Below are 14,770 nucleotides of genomic sequence, written 5' to 3' on the forward strand. Positions count from 1 at the left end.
GCTTTTCGGGGCTGGGGGCGGGGGCGGCGGGTTTGATTTTGGTGGCAGAATGTGTCATAATTGTTCTGATCGGCCCCGGAGGGTATGCCGGGGCAAACCGAGGAAACGGAGAAGACTATGTTCAAACAACTCACCCGGCGGATTCTCAGCTTCTGCCTGCTGGGGGCCATGGTGCTGGGGCTGCTGCCCCCGGCGTCGGCTCTGGCGGCGGTGGCCCCCGACCCCAGCAGCCTGAGAATCTGCGTCATTTCCGACGCCCATTATTATCCCCTGACCTATGTGTCCGACTGCCCCGATTACCAGAACTACATCGGCGCGGACCCGAAACTCCTGGCCGAGTCGGGGGCCATCCTGGACGAGGCCATGGCCATGATCGCCGCCGATCAGCCCGACCTGATCCTGGTGTCCGGCGACCTGACCAAGGACGGCGAAAAACAGGCCCACCTGGAATTCGCCGAGAAGATGCGCCAGCTGGAACAAACCACCGGCGCGCCGGTGTTCGTCATCGACGGCAACCACGATATCTACAACTATAAAAACGCCTGTACCTTCCAGAACGGGGTCAAGGAATCCGCCGAGACGGTGACCCCCGCCGAGTTCCGGGCCATCTACGCCGAGTTCGGCTACAACGGCGAATACGACGCCGTCTACTACACCCCGCCCGAGGGCAAACAGGCGGGGGGCCTGTCCTACGCGGTGACGGTGGAGGACGACTATCTGATCCTGGCCCTGGATACCTGTATGTACAGCCCCGAGGCCACCGGCCTCGAGACCAACCAGCAGGTGACCGGCGGCCAGGTGGACCCGGATCTGCTGGCCTGGGCGGTGGAGCAGATCGCCGCCGCCGAGGCCGAGGGCAAAACCGTCATCGGCCTGATGCACCACGCCATCCTGCCCCATTTCGGGATGGAAGCCGAGCTGATGAGCGCCTTTATTGTGAACGACTGGGAGCAGACCGCCTCTGCCCTGGCTGACGCCGGGCTGCGGTATGTCTTCACCGGCCACATGCACGCCAACGACATCGCCGAGTACACCACCCTCAACGGCAACCACATTGTGGACGTGGAGACCGGCTCCCTCTCTTCCTGGGGGTCCCCGGTGCGGACGGTCACCCTGGAAAAAGGCGAGCCTTTGAACGACGGCACCCTCCGCACCAAAGAGAGCATCACCCTCAGCAGCCGGAGCGTCCAGTCCATCACCTTCCAGGGGGTGCGGATCAGCGATTTTCCCGCCTATACCATGGAGCACCTCTACCCCGACAGTATGCTGGGGGACCTGGCCCGGGGCCGTCTGGCGCCCCTGCTGGCCTCCATCGGCCAGAACGGGGTCCGGGCCACCCTGGCCGAGCTGGTGCCCGGGCTGGATCTGAATGAGGCCATCCTCCAGAAAGTCCAGGACGTCCTTCTGGGCGGCAAACAGCTGGAACTGGGCTGGGGCATCGGCCGGGTCTACGCCAGCTACCGGAACGGCGCCATCCATCTGGCCCCCTCGGGCAACGTGGGCCTGGTGGGGGAGATCCTCATCACCGACGAGGAGATCATCGCCGCGGTGGACGACCTGATGGCCCAGTTTGAAGATCTCTGCCTGTACAGCCCCGACCTGGTTTTGAACCGGATCGAGTCGGCGGCGGCCCGCCTCTCGGAGACCGGGGTGGCCCAGATCGGCACCGAGGACGAAAAAAGTTTTTATGACCTGATGATCTACACCCTCCTGAGCCACGACGCGGGCGGCGAGAACGCCCCCGACTGGGTGAAGGAGGCCCGGCAGTACATCCAGAGCGGCAAGATCGTCTCCAACATCATCGAAGTCGCCCTGGAAGAAGTAGTGGATCTGGCCGAGGATCTGGCCACCCACCTGCTTTTGGACCCGGCCATCCTGCTGGGGGAGATGTGGACCAAGATCACCGGGGTGGAGACCAGCCTCTTGTCGGTGCTCAAGATCGCCGGGTTTGACCTGCGGGCGCTGCTGGACAGCCTGGTGGGGGAGTACATGAGCGAGAGCTTCCTCTCCGGGATGGGTGGCCTCTTGGACGAGATGGCGGGCTCCATGATCGAGGACGAGGTCCAGGACGACCAGCTGGACGGCGAGAGCCGGACCATCCTCTTTGAGGGCGCGGTGGAAAAACCCGCCCCCACCGCCGAAAACGGCCTGCTGCCCGACCAGATCACCCTGACCTTGGGCTCCGACGCCGAGACCGGCCGGGCCTTCAGCTGGTACACCGGGGTCCTGGTGGAGACCGGGGCCGTCCAGCTCTCCACTTCGCCGGATATGAGCGGGGCCGAGATCATCCCGGCCCAGTCCGCCCGGGTGGAGCGGCCCTACCCCCTCATGAACCTGGGGCTTTTCACCACCTACACCACCAAGACGGTCCAGCGCCATACCGCGGCGGTGGAGGGCCTTGAACCGAACACCACCTACTATTACCGGGTGGGCTGCCCCGAAAAGGGGTATTGGAGTGAGATTGCCTCCTTCACCACCGGGGACCCGGATTCCGATTCCTTCACCTTCCTGAACCTGAACGACTCCCAGGGGATGATCCGCTCCGACTACGACGCCTACCATGAGGCCCTGGCCCTGGCGCGCCAGACCTTCCCCGAGGCGGAGTTCCTGGTCCACGCCGGCGACTTTGTGGACGACGGCAGCAACGAAAACTACTGGACCATGGTGCTGGACAGCGCCGACGCCCAGGCTCTGCCCACCCTGCCCGCCGCCGGCAACCACGAGAACCGGTCCAGCGTGGCGGGGGTCACCGAGCCCAACGCCCTGATGTCCCACTTCAACCTCCAGAACCTGCCCGAACAGGACACCTCCACCGGGGTGTATTACAGCTTCGAGTATCAGAACGCGGCCTTCATCGTCCTGAACACCAACGACCTGGGCGAGGGCGGCGGCCTGTCCCAGGCGCAGTTCGACTGGGCCTGCCGCACCGCCGCTGAAACCGACGCCCAGTGGAAGATCCTCCTCCTCCACAAATCCCCCTACTCCAACGGCCCCCACGCCGAGGACGACGATGTGGAGGCCATCCGCGCCCAGGTGAACCAGCTGGCGGCGGAGTACGACATCGACCTGGTCCTCTCGGGCCACGACCACGTCTACAACCGCACCCCCTGGCTCAACTACGGCAAGGTCCAGAACACCGAGACCCGGCCCACCAGCTACAACGGCCAGAGCTTCGAGACCGCCTTTAACCCCGGCGGCACCGTCTTTGTGACGGCGGGCACCGCCGGCGTCAAGAACTACACCCAGACCCTTCTGGCCGAGGTGCCCAGCGCCCTGGCCCTGGATCTGGACTGCCCGGTCTACGCGGGGGTCACCCTCGCGGGCGGGCGGCTGTATTACCAGGCCTATAAGGTGGAGAACGGCCAGAGCATCCTCATCGACAGTTTCGCCATCGACAAAACCGGGGAGGACGCGCTGCCCGCCTGGCGGAAGGCCGAGACGTTGATCGAGGCCCTGCCCGAGATCCCCGGGCTGGAAAACGCCGGGGCGGTGGAGGCCGCCCGGGCCGCCTATGAGGCCCTGAGCCCCGAGGAACAGGCCCAGATCTCCTGCGGGGACAAGCTGGCCCAGGCCGAGAAGATCCTGGCCGCCCAGGAGGCCATCCAGGCGGGCCGGACGGTGACCGCCTCCACCAAGGCGGAGTTTGTCGCCGCCCTGGAAAACCCCGCCGTCACCACCATCGAGGTGGCGGGGACCATTGAGTTCGAGGACTGCTGGGGCGAGGGCCGGGAGTACGAGATCACCCGGGACCTCTGCCTGCGGGGCGGGGGCGTGCTGCGGTACGTGGAATTCAAGGTGAAAAACGGCGCCACCCTGATCCTGGACGACAGCCTTTACATCAACGACACCCGGAGCCGCGGGTTTGCCTACCGGGCCCTCGACCCGGTGGAGATCTACGCCGATTCCACCCTGATCACCCGGGGCAGCGTCCAGCTGCGCACCGAGTTTGGGACGGGCGGCGCCGAGGTGGGCCACGCCATCAAACTGATGGAGTCGGGGGCGGCGGCCTACCTGAACAGCGTGGGCACCGTCTGGGGCGCTGAGGGAGCGGTCTACTCCCCGGCGGCCGGCACCCGGATCGTCATCAACCACGGCACCTATGGCCGGAAGAACGGCACCCACTACGCGGTGGAGACCCGGGGCGTGGTGGAGATCAACGGCGGCACCATCCGCAACCTGCGGGTCAAGCCCGGCGGAACCCTGTATATGAACGGCGGCGAGCTGGACAACGGCCGGGAACAGTCGGCCCGGGTGCCCCTCTGCCTGGAGGGGGTGGCCTACCTGTCGGGCGGCACCATCAAGGCCCATCTGGGGGAGGCCGTCAACCTCAAGGACAGCGGCAAACTCCATATCCTCACCAGCGGCCAGGGGGTCATCGACCTGGGGGGCCTGACCCCCTGGGTGGGCGGCATCCAGACCGAGGGGGGCGCCGCCGCCGCGGCCTACTGTGAGCTGAACGGCTTCGGCGGGGCGGACGGCATCTACCGCACCACGGTGGCCGCCAACATCCCGGCGGAGATCGCCGCGGCCGGGGGCGAAAAGCTGCCCACCACCGCCGAGGGCGGCCGGATGACGGCCCAGATCCCCGCCGAAGGGGGCCAGCTCTACGCCCGGTACGACCTGGTGGGCGAGGGCAAGACCGCCCCGTCGGTCTTTACCGGCACCGGCGGCAGCGCCCGGGTCAGCGTCTACGGCCCCACCCGCCTGGTGGAAGCCGCGGGCTGAGAAATTTTATAGAAAAATCAGCGGGCGGCAGAGGGTTTTATGCTCTCTGCCGCCCGTTTTTTGCGCCCAAAAAGCCGCACTGTTCCCGCGCCGGCGGGGGGCGTATCATGGGTGAGAAGAAAGTTTTCCACAGAAAAGGCAAAAAAGGAGGAAAACCCATGCCCCAGGAAAAACAGAGCTTTATTCTTTACTGCGACGCCCGGCGGCACATCGGGATGATGTCCGACGCCCAGGCGGGGCAGCTGTTCCGGCTTTTGCTGGACTTTGCCGCCGAGGGCCGATCCCCCGCCCCCGCCGAGATCGGGGACGGGCTGGTGGCGATGGCGTTCAGCTTTTTGTCGGCCCAGATCGGCCGGGACCAGGAGAAGTACCGCCAGACCTGCGAAAAGCGCCGGGAGGCCGGGCGAAAAGGCGCCGAGGTCACCAACCGCAAGCGATGGGGCAGCCCGGACCCCACCGGCGAGGCCGGACGGCAAAAGTCGGCAAAATCGCCTGAACATGATCCTGATCCTGTCCCTGAATCTGTCCCTGATCCTCATCCTGAACCTGTCCCTGAATCTGAGCCTGATCCTCATCCTGGTCCTGCCCCTGAGGCAGGGGAGGAGAGGACGACGAGGAGGACGCCGGAATTTTTTCCGGGAGAAGGGACGGGGCCGGACCCGGCCGAGCCGATGGCCACCCTGGACAGCTGCCTGGCTTTTTTAAAGGCGGCCCCCGAGACCCCCGAAGCCCTCTGGGCCCGGCTGGGGCTGGGGGAGGGGGCGCTGCCGGCCCTGACCCAGCTGCTGGCCGAGAGCCGGGCCAAAGGGATCGAGGAGGGGGTGCTGGCGGAGGTCATCCGCCGGACGGCGGAGCATCAGCCCAAAGCGCCCCTGGCCTATCTGCGCAGCAGCCTGGACCAGTGCGCCGCGAGGGGGTGCAAAACTCTGGACCAGTTCCAGGCGGCCCACAGCGGCAGCGGCCGGGGCCTGCGGGTGGACCGGGCGACCCCCAGCGGGCACGATTTCCTGGCGGACGCCGCCACCCGCCCCTTCCGCCGCAAGCGGCGGGACGCTGCCGCCGAGCCGGTGTATGAGAAGCTGCCCTGACAAAAACCGTTTGGGATCGTTGGCCGGGCGGCAGAAACCGGCGGCCCCCGCTTTACACAGAAAAAGGCAAAAAAACACCCGAGGGGAAATCCCCTCGGGTGTTCTGGTGGACGGTACAGGACTCGAACCTGTGACCTCCTGCACGTCAAGCAGATGCTCTACCAGCTGAGCTAACCGTCCAGATGCCGTATCGACTCAGAAATTATACCACATCCGGCGGCGGATTGCAAGCCTTTTCTGCAAAAAAATCCCCCAGGGGGGCGCCCTGAGGGGATTGTCTGTTGTTTGGGGGGGTTACTTCACCATCATCTTGCTGGCCTTGTAGACGTCGCCGCAGCCTAAGGTAATGACCAGATCGCCCTCTTTGGCGTTGGCCTTGACCCAGTCGGCGGCAGCTTCCAGGCTGTCCACCAGGACGGAACCCGGCAGCTTCTCCGCCAGTTTGGCGCTGGAGATGGTGGGGTCGTTGGGCTCCCGGCTGCCCAGGATCGGGGTCAGGACGGTGACGTCCGCCAGTTTCAAAACATCCACGAAGTCGTTCAACAGCGCTTTGGTGCGGCTGTATGTAAACGGCTGATGGACGGCGATGACCCGCTTGTAGCCCAGTTTCCGGGCGGTCTCCAGGGTGGCCCGCAGCTCGGTGGGGTGGTGGGCGTAGTCATCCACCACCAGAGCGCCGTTGCACTCGCCGTAGACCTCGAACCGGCGGCCCGCGCCCTTGAAGTCGGCGGCGGCGGCCGCGCACTGCTCGATGGTCAGGCCCAGCAGGCGGCAGACCGCGCACATGGCCAGGGCGTTGTAGATGTTGTGCCGCCCGGGGATGGCCAGGCGGATGTGGCCGCTCTCGTTGTCCCACTCCTTGAGGTCGAACTCATAGAAGCCGGGCTTATACTCCTGGACGTTGACGGCCTGGTAGTCGGCGCTGTGCTCGATGCCGAAGGTGCGGACCCGGCGGTTCAGGGTGAACATGACGTCCATGGTGTTCTTGTCGTCGGCGTTGGCGAAGATCATGAACTGGGTCATGAGGGAGAACCGCTTGAAAGCGAATTTCAGCTCGCCCATGCTGCCGTAGTAGTCCAGATGGTCGTTGTCGATGTTCAGCACCACCGACAGATAGGGGGTCAGCTTGAGGAAGGTCTCGGCGTATTCGCAGGCCTCGATGACCACTTCATCCCCTTTGCCGGCCTTGCCGTAGCCGCCGATCAGGGGCAGTTTGCCGCCGATGACGGCGCTGGGGTCCCGCCCGGCCAGCTCCAGGGCGGTGGTGATGAGGGCGGTGGTGGTGGTCTTGCCGTGGGTGCCCGAGACGCAGATGCTGCTCTTATACAGGCGGCTCACATAGCCCAGAAGGACGCTCCGCTCCACGGTGCGGATGCCGTAGGAACCCGCCGCCGCCAGCTCCACGTTATCCTTGGGGATGGCCGCCGAATACACCACCAGGTCCGCCCCGGTGATATTGGCCGCGTCGTGGCCCAGGGTGACTTTGACCCCCATGGCCCGCTCGGACTCGATGATGCTGCCCTCCAGCACGTCGCTGCCCGAGATCTCGTACCCCTTGGAGGCCAGGATCTGGATCAGGGGATACATGCCGCTGCCGCCGCAGCCGATGAAGTGGATCTTTTTTACATTATCCAGCAGGTGCTGGTTGTAATCGGAAAAAAACATAAGAGTGAACCTCCCTATTTTACGGCCAGCCCGGCGCGGCCGATTGCGCAATACTACCCGGTAATATCCTTATTATATATTTTTTGGCGGACAAAATAAACAGGTTTGCCATAATTTTTCTTAAAACCTACGGGGCGGGAAAAACTTTTTGTGCCAAATCCACAATTTTCATCCGCGCTTTTTCATTCGCGCCCTTGCTTGCATGGAAACCGGCAGGCCCGCGCCGCGGCAGTTTTAACCGCGCCGTAACCTGGTGTAAACCAAAACGCCCGCGCCGCGGCAGCTGTACCGGCTGCGGACCCGACGGGCAGGCAGCCGAACGGTTTGACCAGCTGGCCCCGCCACTACAGACCGCGTGGTGGGATGTCTTGGCGGGGACAGATGGGCAAATCCGGGCGGCGGCCCTTGGAGGAAGCCGCTCTCCGCTTAGAGCCCCCTGGGGGCGGGCCCGTAGGGCCGGGGGAACATCTAAAGGGCGGGTGGGTGGGTTAAAATAAGCTCCGCCGGGCCAGAATCTCGTCCAGGATGGCGTCCGCCACGTCGGCTTTGCTCATGAGGGGCAGCTGCCGCACCCCGTCCCCCGTCACAAAGGTCACTACGTTGGTGTCCACCCCGAAGCCGGCTCCCTCGACTTTTAAGTTGTTGGCCACGATCATGTCCAGGTTCTTTTTATGGAGCTTGGCCGAGGAGTTCTCGATCAGGTCTCGGGTCTCCATGGAAAAGCCGCAGATGAACTGGTGGGTCTTTTTGGGGCCCAGGGTGCCCAGGATGTCCGCCGTCCGGGCTAGGGGAATGCTCATCTCCCCGTCGGACTTCTTGATCTTGTCCCCGGCCACCGTTGCGGGGCGGTAGTCCGCCACGGCCGCAGCCATGATTAAAACGTCGGTCTCGTCGAACCGGCCCGCCACCGCCTCGTACATCTCCTGGGCCGAGACGATGGGCACATCCTCGGCGAAACGCACCGGGTCAAGGGCCGTCTGGCCGTGGATCAGGGTGACCTTGGCCCCCCGCATCACCGCCGCCCGGGCGATGGCGTAGCCCATCTTGCCGGTGGAGTGGTTGGTGAGATACCGCACCGGGTCCAGGGCCTCCTGGGTGGCCCCGGCGGTGACGGTGAGCCGCAGCCCCGCCAGGTCCTTGGGCTTGGCGATGGCCCGGCAGATGTAGTCGATCAGCACCTCTTCTTTGGGCAGACGGCCGCTGCCCACGTCCTTGCAGGCCAGCAGCCCGCTCTCGGAGGGGATCACGGTAAAGCCGTATTTTTCCAACGTGGCCAGGTTGTCCTGGGTGATGGGGTTTTCCAGCATGCCGGTGTTCATGGCAGGGGAGACCAGTTTCGGGCAGCCCGCCGCCAGCACCACTGTGGTCAGCATATCGTCGGCGATGCCGTGGGCCATCTTGGCGATGACGTTGGCGGTGGCCGGGGCCACCAGGATCACATCCGCCTTTTTGGCCAGGGAAATATGGGTGACTTCAAATTTAAAATCCCGGTCGAAGGTGTCCACCATACACTTGTGGCCGGTGAGTGTCTCAAAGGTCAGCGGGGTGATGAACTGGGTGGCGTTGCGGGTCATGATGACCTCCACGTCGGCCCCCAGTTTTTTCAGTGCGCTGGCCACATTTGCCATTTTGTAGGCGGCGATCCCGCCCGAAACGCCCAACAGGACGCATTTGCCTTTCAGATCCATTCCCAAAAACCTCCCGGATCGGTTTCGCGTTTCCCCCCGATTGGGGCGGAAATGCCAATGCTGCCCCTAGTATAAACCAATCCGCCCGGCAAAACAACAAAATCTTTGGCGGCCCCGGCGGGGCATCTTGTGTCTTTGGGCAAAATGCGGTAAAATAGGGTGTACACTTTGGGAAAAACGGAAAAACACCCAAGCCCCCTGCCCCCTGGCAGGGGATGACCCGGAGGTTATAAACAGAATGATTTTAGCCATTGATATAGGCAACACCACCGTCGCCCTCGGGGGCATTCGGGACGGACGTGTATGCTTTGTGGCCCACATGGACACGGTACGCACTCGCACGGCGGCGGAGTACCGCGCCGAGATGGAAAAGATTTTCTCCCACCGCAAGCACCCGGAGCGGCCGGTCCGGTTCGAGGGGGCGGTGCTGACCAGCGTTGTGCCCCAGATCACCGGGGCCCTGGCCGAGTGCGCCCGCCACTACACCGGCGGCGCAAAACCGGTGATCGTGGGGCCCGAGATCCGCACCGGGCTGATCATGGGGGTGCCCGACCCCGCCGCCGTGGGCAAAGACCGGCTGGTGGATGCCGCCTATGCGGCGGCCCATTACCCCCTGCCGGTGGTGACCGTGGACCTGGGCACCGCCACCACCTTTAATGTAGTGGACGAACACCGGGTGTTCCGGGGCGGGGTGATCTGCCCGGGGCTCTCCACCGGGCTGAAAGCCCTGGGGGAGCGGTGCGCCCAGCTGCCCCAGGTGCATCTGAGCCAGCCCCGCCACGCCATCGGCACCAACACCGAGGAGTGCATGCTCTCGGGCTCGGTGCTGGGCACCGCCGTCCTGCTGGACGGGATCACCGCCCGGATCGAGGAGGAGCTGGGCAAACCGGTCTCCCTGGTGGTGACCGGAGGGCTGGCCAAGTATGTCACCCCCCTCTGCCGCCACCCCCTGACCTACGACCCGGAGCTTTTGCTGAAAGGGCTGGCGCTGCTCTATAAGCTCAACGCCCCCCGCCGCCGCTCGGGCCCCGGCCCGGCCCGGGGGCAGGAACCCGCTGGCGGCAAGCCGCGCCTCAGCCGCCCCCGCGGGGCGCGCCGGAAGAACGCGGCGGCCGCCTCCTGTGCATGAGAAGGAGGAACAATAGATGAAGCTAGGCATCCTGGGCACCGGCGCCATCGTCAAGGAATTTTTGCCCTGGCTGGCCCAGAGCCCGGCGGTGGAGCTGGCGGCGCTGTGCAGCACCCCCCGTTCGGCCCAGCTGGCCACCCAGCTCTGTATCGACTACCACATCCCCCGGCAGTTCACCGACTACGCGGCCATGCTGGAGGCGGTGGACACCGTTTACATTGCCCTGCCCAACCACCTCCACGCGCCCTATGCCAAAAAGGCCCTGGAAGCCGGGCGGAACGTGATCGTGGAAAAACCCATGGCCGCCACCGACGCCGAGGCCGAACAGCTGGCGGCCCTGGCCCGGAAGAAGGGGCTCTTCCTCTTCGAGGCCATGACCACCCAGTACCTGGAGAATTACCAGAAGATCCGGGAGCTGCTGCCCCGGATCGGTTCTGTCAAGCTGGTGCACTGCAATTTCAGCCAGTATTCCAGCCGGTACGACGCCTTCTGCGCGGGGGAGACCCCGCCGGTCTTTGACCCGGCCTGTGCCGGCGGCGCCCTGATGGACCTGAACGTCTACAACATCAGCTATGTGGTGGGCCTCTTCGGCGCGCCGCGGCAGGTGCGGTATGCGGCCAACCTCGACCGGGGCATCGACACCAGCGGCATCCTGAGCCTGGATTACCAGGGGTTCAAGGCGGTCTGCATCGCCGCCAAGGACTGCGCCGCCCCCGCCCGGTACGTCATCCAGGGCACCAAGGGCTACCTGCTCCAGAAAACCACCGCCAACCTCTGCGGGGTGGTGACCCTCCACCTGAACAGCGGCAAGGAGGAGTATTTCAGCCTCAACGGCAAACGCCCCCGCCAGGCGGCGGAGTTCGAGGCCTTCGCCCGGGCCATCAAGTCGGGGGATCAGGAGCTGTGCAGCCGGATGCTGGACACCAGCCTGGCTGTCAGCCGTGTTTTGACCCAGGCCCGCCAGTCGGCTGGCATTGTATTCCCCAACGATTCAACCGCGCCGTAACTTTAGCGGGAACCGTAAGGCCCGAGCCGCGGCAGCTGTAACGGCTGCGAACCCTAAGTTTTTAACCGCGATTTATCTTTTTGCGGGCGCTCGCCTTGGCGGCCCCCATTTATTAGGCTTTGCAGGCAAGGTCACTTTGTCTGAAAAGCACCGAGCCCATCTATCAAATTATATCCGGATTTGTCCGTACAACAAAAACGATTCCCGCCCCGTTTTGGGCGGGCAGGTTTGCGCCGTATCCGACATTTTAGGGCGGAACGGCAGCAGGAGGATTTTACAATGAACAAACAAGCAATGGACCTTAAGATGCTCACCCGTCTGGCCCTTTTGGTGGCCATCGAACTGGTGATGAAAGCCGTCGGCCTGGGCAGCGTGCCCATGGGCCCCCTGTACATGAGCTTTCTGACCCTGCCCATCGCGGTGGGCGCCATCGCCATGGGCCCGGTGGCGGGTCTGGTGCTGGGCGGCGTGTTCGGCGCGGTGAGCTTCTACGACGCCATCACCGGCGGCTCGGCCATGACCAGCGCCCTGTTCCAGGTCAGCCCGGTGCACACCTTCATCCTCTGCGTGGTGACCCGGATGCTCATGGGCCTGTGCGTGGCCCTGATCTTCGCCGCCCTGCGGAAAGCCGACCAGGCCGGCGGCTGGAGCTACATCCTCAGCGCCATGATGGCCCCCGCCCTCAACACCCTGTTTTTCATGGGGTACATTGTGCTGGCCTTCTACAACTGCGATTACGTCCAGGGCCTGGTGGCCAAGAACGGCGCCGCCAACCCCCTGATGTTCGTGGTGCTGCTGGTGGGCATCCAGGGCGTGGCTGAGTTTTTGGTCAGCGGCATCCTGGGCGGCGTGGTGGCCCGGGCGGTGGCAAAGTATCTGAAGTAAGCCCCGCAAAAGATGGGCGCGGCGGCTGAACCTTATATATTACACAAAACATCGATTCCGGCGGGCCTTCGGGCCCGCTTTTTTATTCGCGCCGTAACCTGGCGGAAACCGGAAGGCTCGCGCCGCGACAGCCGCGGGCCCTGCGAACCCCTAGGGTTTTATGTGGGCTGGGGGATCAACCGCGCCCGATACTTCTTCACTATTCACTCTTCCCTAAAAAAGATTGTCACCCCGCCCCGCCCCCGCATAGGATGGCCCAGAGCAAAACGCCAAACAGCCGGGAAAAGGGGAGAAGCGAGATGGAAGGGAAAAAGTTGTTTGCGGTGGTGGGGTCTGACCCCCGCCAGGCCGCCGCGGGCCGGGCGCTGGAAAAGGCGGGGTATGCCGTGGGCGGGGCCGAGCAGGTGCCCCGGGCGGATTATATCCTGCTGCCCCTGCCCCTGGACGCCGAGCGGGAGGGCCTGGCGGGGCTGTTGCGGGCGGCCAAACCCGGGGCCCTGGCCCTGGGGGGCAAACCCTCGGCGGCGGCCCGGGCTCTGGCCGCCGGGGCCGGGGTGGAGCTGGTGGACTACTTCGCCCGGGAGGAGCTGACCATTTTAAACGCCATCCCCACGGCGGAGGGCTGCATCGGGATGTTGCTGGCCGAGCGGCCCCGGACCCTCTGGGGCTCGCCGATTCTGGTAACGGGCTACGGCCCGGTGGGCCAGGCGCTGGCGGTGCGGCTGACGGCCCTGGGGGCCCGTGTCACGGTGGCGGCCCGCCGCCCGGCCCAGCGAGCCCTGGCCGAGGCTCAAGGGGCCAAAGGGGCGGAGATCGCCCGGCTGGAAGAACTGGCCCCGGGGTTTGACACGGTGGTGAACACCGTCCCCGCTCCGGTTTTGACGGCGGCGGTGCTGGGGCGGCTGCCCCCGGCCAGTCTGATCGTGGACCTGGCCAGCAAGCCCGGGGGGACGGATTTCGCCGCGGCGTCGGCCCTGGGACATAAGGCCATCCACGCGCTGAGCCTGCCGGGCCGGTGCGCCCCCGAGAGCGCGGGGGAGTATGTGGCCCGGGCGGTTTTGGGGATTTTGGCCGGGCGGGAGGGCCCGGCACAGAAGGAGGAGGCAGAGGGATGAAACAGGAGAACACCCGGCCCGGCAGCCGGGGAACCATTGCGTTTGCCATGTGCGGCAGTTTTTGCACCTTTGAGGCGGCGGTGCCCCAGGCGGCCCGGCTGGTGTCGGCGGGGTGGAAGGTGCTGCCGGTGATGAGCTTTTCGGCGGCGGGGCTGGACACCCGGTTCGGCCAGGCCGCCGACTGGAAGGATAAACTGGAGGAGATCACCGGCCAGCCGGTGCGGGCCAGCCTGACGGCGGTGGAGCCCCTGGGCCCCAAAGGCCTGGCCCAGGCGCTGGTGATCGCCCCCTGCACCGGCACCACCCTGGCCCGGCTGGCGGCGGGCCTCAGTGACACGCCGGTGACGTTGGCGGCCAAGAGCCTTTTGCGGGTGGGGTGCCCGGTGGTGATCGCCGTTTCCACCAACGACGGCCTGGGGGCCTCGGCGGAGAACATCGCCCGGCTGATGAACCGCAAACACTACTACTTCGTGCCCTTTTTGCAGGACGACTGGGTGAACAAACCCCAGAGCCTGAAAGCGGACCTCACCCTTTTGCCCGACACGCTGGAGGCGGCCTTTGCGGGCCGGCAGGTTCAGCCGGTGCTCCGCAGTTTGAGGTAAGAAGTAAGGGTGAATAGTGAATAAGTTATTTTAAACCCACCTACATCTTGCACCTAAGGCGCGATGAAACCTGCGACTGCCGCGACTCGGGCGTAGCGGCCCCCGCCCAACGTACAGCGCGAATAAAACACCGCCGCAGGCGGATGGCGCTGCGGCGGTGTTAAGTATAGTATTGTTGTTCTGTGCGAGAATGTAAGGAATTACTTGTTGGAGCCAGTCACGACCAGGAAGGCGATCCAGGCTTTCTGGTATTCGTTGGTGGCGTCGGTCACCAGATAGACGTGCAGAGCAACGCCGCTGGGGATTTGATTCTCTCCAATGTGCTGTTGATCTTTGAAAAACTGGGTAAGAGCATTGTTCAGTTCGCTTTCCGGGAGATCTTCGGCCCCGATAATCATAAGGCCGGTATCCATGCGATTTGTGTCATCATTAAGGATACCTTCCGCACTCAGAACGTTTTCGCAGCGGGCATCAAACGGGCGCTTGAGATAGTTTTCAATAAAGCCATCCTCCCCGCCCGCATTGGGATCGCAGAGTCTGCTAAGAGCAAACGAGGCTTCTTCAGCCCACTTGTCGGTGAGCTCGCGCAGGGCTTCATTTTCAATGATGTCGATGGGGCCGCCGCTGGCCCAGGATTCGCCGCTGGCAATAAAGGTATTCAGGGCGGCAGAGCTCTCGTCCATGTACTGGACGGAAGAGCCGGTAGAGCCGCCGCTGCCGCCGCATCCGACCAACAAGGTCAGGGCCATGGCACCGATCAGAAGGGCGGAAAAAATGCGCTTCAATTTTTTCATGGTGAAACCTCCAGTCTTTGTGCAAAGTGCATAAAATGTGAGCTAATTATAACATATTTTCGGGGGGGGGGGG

At 64.5% G+C, this 14,770-nt stretch carries 10 protein-coding genes and 1 tRNA gene; 7 read left to right on the plus strand and 4 right to left on the minus strand.

Going from position 1 to position 14,770, the window contains the following annotated elements:
- Window positions 1-117: 117 nt before the first annotated feature.
- Together JCM17207_RS00480 and JCM17207_RS00485 are read left to right on the plus strand one after the other, a co-directional pair.
- On the plus strand, window positions 118-4,725 hold the full coding sequence (locus tag JCM17207_RS00480) for a metallophosphoesterase (RefSeq protein WP_238315493.1): 4,608 nt from the start codon (window positions 118-120) through the stop codon (window positions 4,723-4,725).
- A gap of 158 nt (window positions 4,726-4,883) precedes the next feature.
- Complete coding sequence (locus tag JCM17207_RS00485; RefSeq protein WP_238315494.1) at window positions 4,884-5,813, plus strand: DUF6291 domain-containing protein; 930 nt, start codon at window positions 4,884-4,886, stop codon at window positions 5,811-5,813.
- 104 nt (window positions 5,814-5,917) lie between these two features.
- Here JCM17207_RS00485 and JCM17207_RS00490 read toward each other — a convergent pair.
- The 3 genes from JCM17207_RS00490 to coaBC form a co-directional block, all read right to left on the minus strand.
- Window positions 5,918-5,993: transfer RNA gene (locus tag JCM17207_RS00490), tRNA-Val, on the minus strand.
- Between the two features lie 114 nt (window positions 5,994-6,107).
- The gene (gene murC / locus JCM17207_RS00495; RefSeq protein WP_238315495.1) at window positions 6,108-7,478 is read right to left on the minus strand and encodes a UDP-N-acetylmuramate--L-alanine ligase; all 1,371 of its coding nucleotides are present in this window, start codon (window positions 7,476-7,478) and stop codon (window positions 6,108-6,110) included.
- 488 nt (window positions 7,479-7,966) lie between these two features.
- Window positions 7,967-9,166, minus strand: a complete 1,200-nt coding sequence (gene coaBC / locus JCM17207_RS00500; RefSeq protein WP_238315496.1) for a bifunctional phosphopantothenoylcysteine decarboxylase/phosphopantothenate--cysteine ligase CoaBC — start codon at window positions 9,164-9,166, stop codon at window positions 7,967-7,969.
- Between the two features lie 238 nt (window positions 9,167-9,404).
- On the opposite strand from coaBC, the gene JCM17207_RS00505 reads away from it, so the two are divergent.
- The 5 genes from JCM17207_RS00505 (at window position 9,405) to JCM17207_RS00525 (ending at window position 13,903) form a co-directional block, all read left to right on the plus strand.
- Window positions 9,405-10,295, plus strand: coding sequence for a type III pantothenate kinase (locus tag JCM17207_RS00505; RefSeq protein WP_238315497.1), 891 nt, complete (start codon window positions 9,405-9,407; stop codon window positions 10,293-10,295).
- A gap of 16 nt (window positions 10,296-10,311) precedes the next feature.
- On the plus strand, window positions 10,312-11,301 hold the full coding sequence (locus JCM17207_RS00510) for a Gfo/Idh/MocA family protein (RefSeq protein ID WP_238315498.1): 990 nt from the start codon (window positions 10,312-10,314) through the stop codon (window positions 11,299-11,301).
- A 279-nt stretch (window positions 11,302-11,580) separates the two neighbouring features.
- Entirely contained in the window at window positions 11,581-12,186 is a 606-nt protein-coding gene (locus JCM17207_RS00515) for an ECF transporter S component (RefSeq protein WP_238315499.1), read from the plus strand.
- Window positions 12,187-12,485: 299 nt separating this feature from the next.
- Window positions 12,486-13,301 (plus strand): NAD(P)-dependent oxidoreductase, encoded by an 816-nt coding sequence (locus JCM17207_RS00520; RefSeq protein WP_238315500.1) that lies wholly within the window; start codon window positions 12,486-12,488, stop codon window positions 13,299-13,301.
- A complete protein-coding gene (locus JCM17207_RS00525; RefSeq protein WP_238315501.1) occupies window positions 13,298-13,903 on the plus strand; it encodes a dipicolinate synthase subunit B in 606 nt (201 codons plus the stop codon). The genes JCM17207_RS00520 and JCM17207_RS00525 overlap by 4 nt, the downstream gene beginning before the upstream one ends.
- Window positions 13,904-14,103: 200 nt before the next feature.
- Here JCM17207_RS00525 and JCM17207_RS00530 read toward each other — a convergent pair whose 3' ends face one another.
- Window positions 14,104-14,697 (minus strand): hypothetical protein, encoded by a 594-nt coding sequence (locus JCM17207_RS00530; RefSeq protein ID WP_238315502.1) that lies wholly within the window; start codon window positions 14,695-14,697, stop codon window positions 14,104-14,106.
- Window positions 14,698-14,770: the final 73 nt, after the last annotated feature.

Origin of the sequence: Faecalibacterium gallinarum, assembly GCF_022180365.1 — a bacterium.
GTDB classification, from domain to species: domain Bacteria; phylum Bacillota; class Clostridia; order Oscillospirales; family Ruminococcaceae; genus Faecalibacterium; species Faecalibacterium gallinarum.

Bases quoted from the DNA above. Each gene is read 5' to 3' on its own strand.
- JCM17207_RS00510 (WP_238315498.1), top strand. From the start codon at position 10,312: ATGAAGCTAGGCATCCTGGGCACCGGCGCCATCGTCAAGGAATTTTTG.
- coaBC (WP_238315496.1), bottom strand. From the start codon at position 9,166: ATGGATCTGAAAGGCAAATGCGTCCTGTTGGGCGTTTCGGGCGGGATC.
- JCM17207_RS00505 (WP_238315497.1), top strand. From the start codon at position 9,405: ATGATTTTAGCCATTGATATAGGCAACACCACCGTCGCCCTCGGGGGC.
- JCM17207_RS00520 (WP_238315500.1), top strand. From the start codon at position 12,486: ATGGAAGGGAAAAAGTTGTTTGCGGTGGTGGGGTCTGACCCCCGCCAG.
- JCM17207_RS00525 (WP_238315501.1), top strand. From the start codon at position 13,298: ATGAAACAGGAGAACACCCGGCCCGGCAGCCGGGGAACCATTGCGTTT.
- murC (WP_238315495.1), bottom strand. From the start codon at position 7,478: ATGTTTTTTTCCGATTACAACCAGCACCTGCTGGATAATGTAAAAAAG.
- JCM17207_RS00530 (WP_238315502.1), bottom strand. From the start codon at position 14,697: ATGAAAAAATTGAAGCGCATTTTTTCCGCCCTTCTGATCGGTGCCATG.
- JCM17207_RS00485 (WP_238315494.1), top strand. From the start codon at position 4,884: ATGCCCCAGGAAAAACAGAGCTTTATTCTTTACTGCGACGCCCGGCGG.
- JCM17207_RS00515 (WP_238315499.1), top strand. From the start codon at position 11,581: ATGAACAAACAAGCAATGGACCTTAAGATGCTCACCCGTCTGGCCCTT.
- JCM17207_RS00480 (WP_238315493.1), top strand. From the start codon at position 118: ATGTTCAAACAACTCACCCGGCGGATTCTCAGCTTCTGCCTGCTGGGG.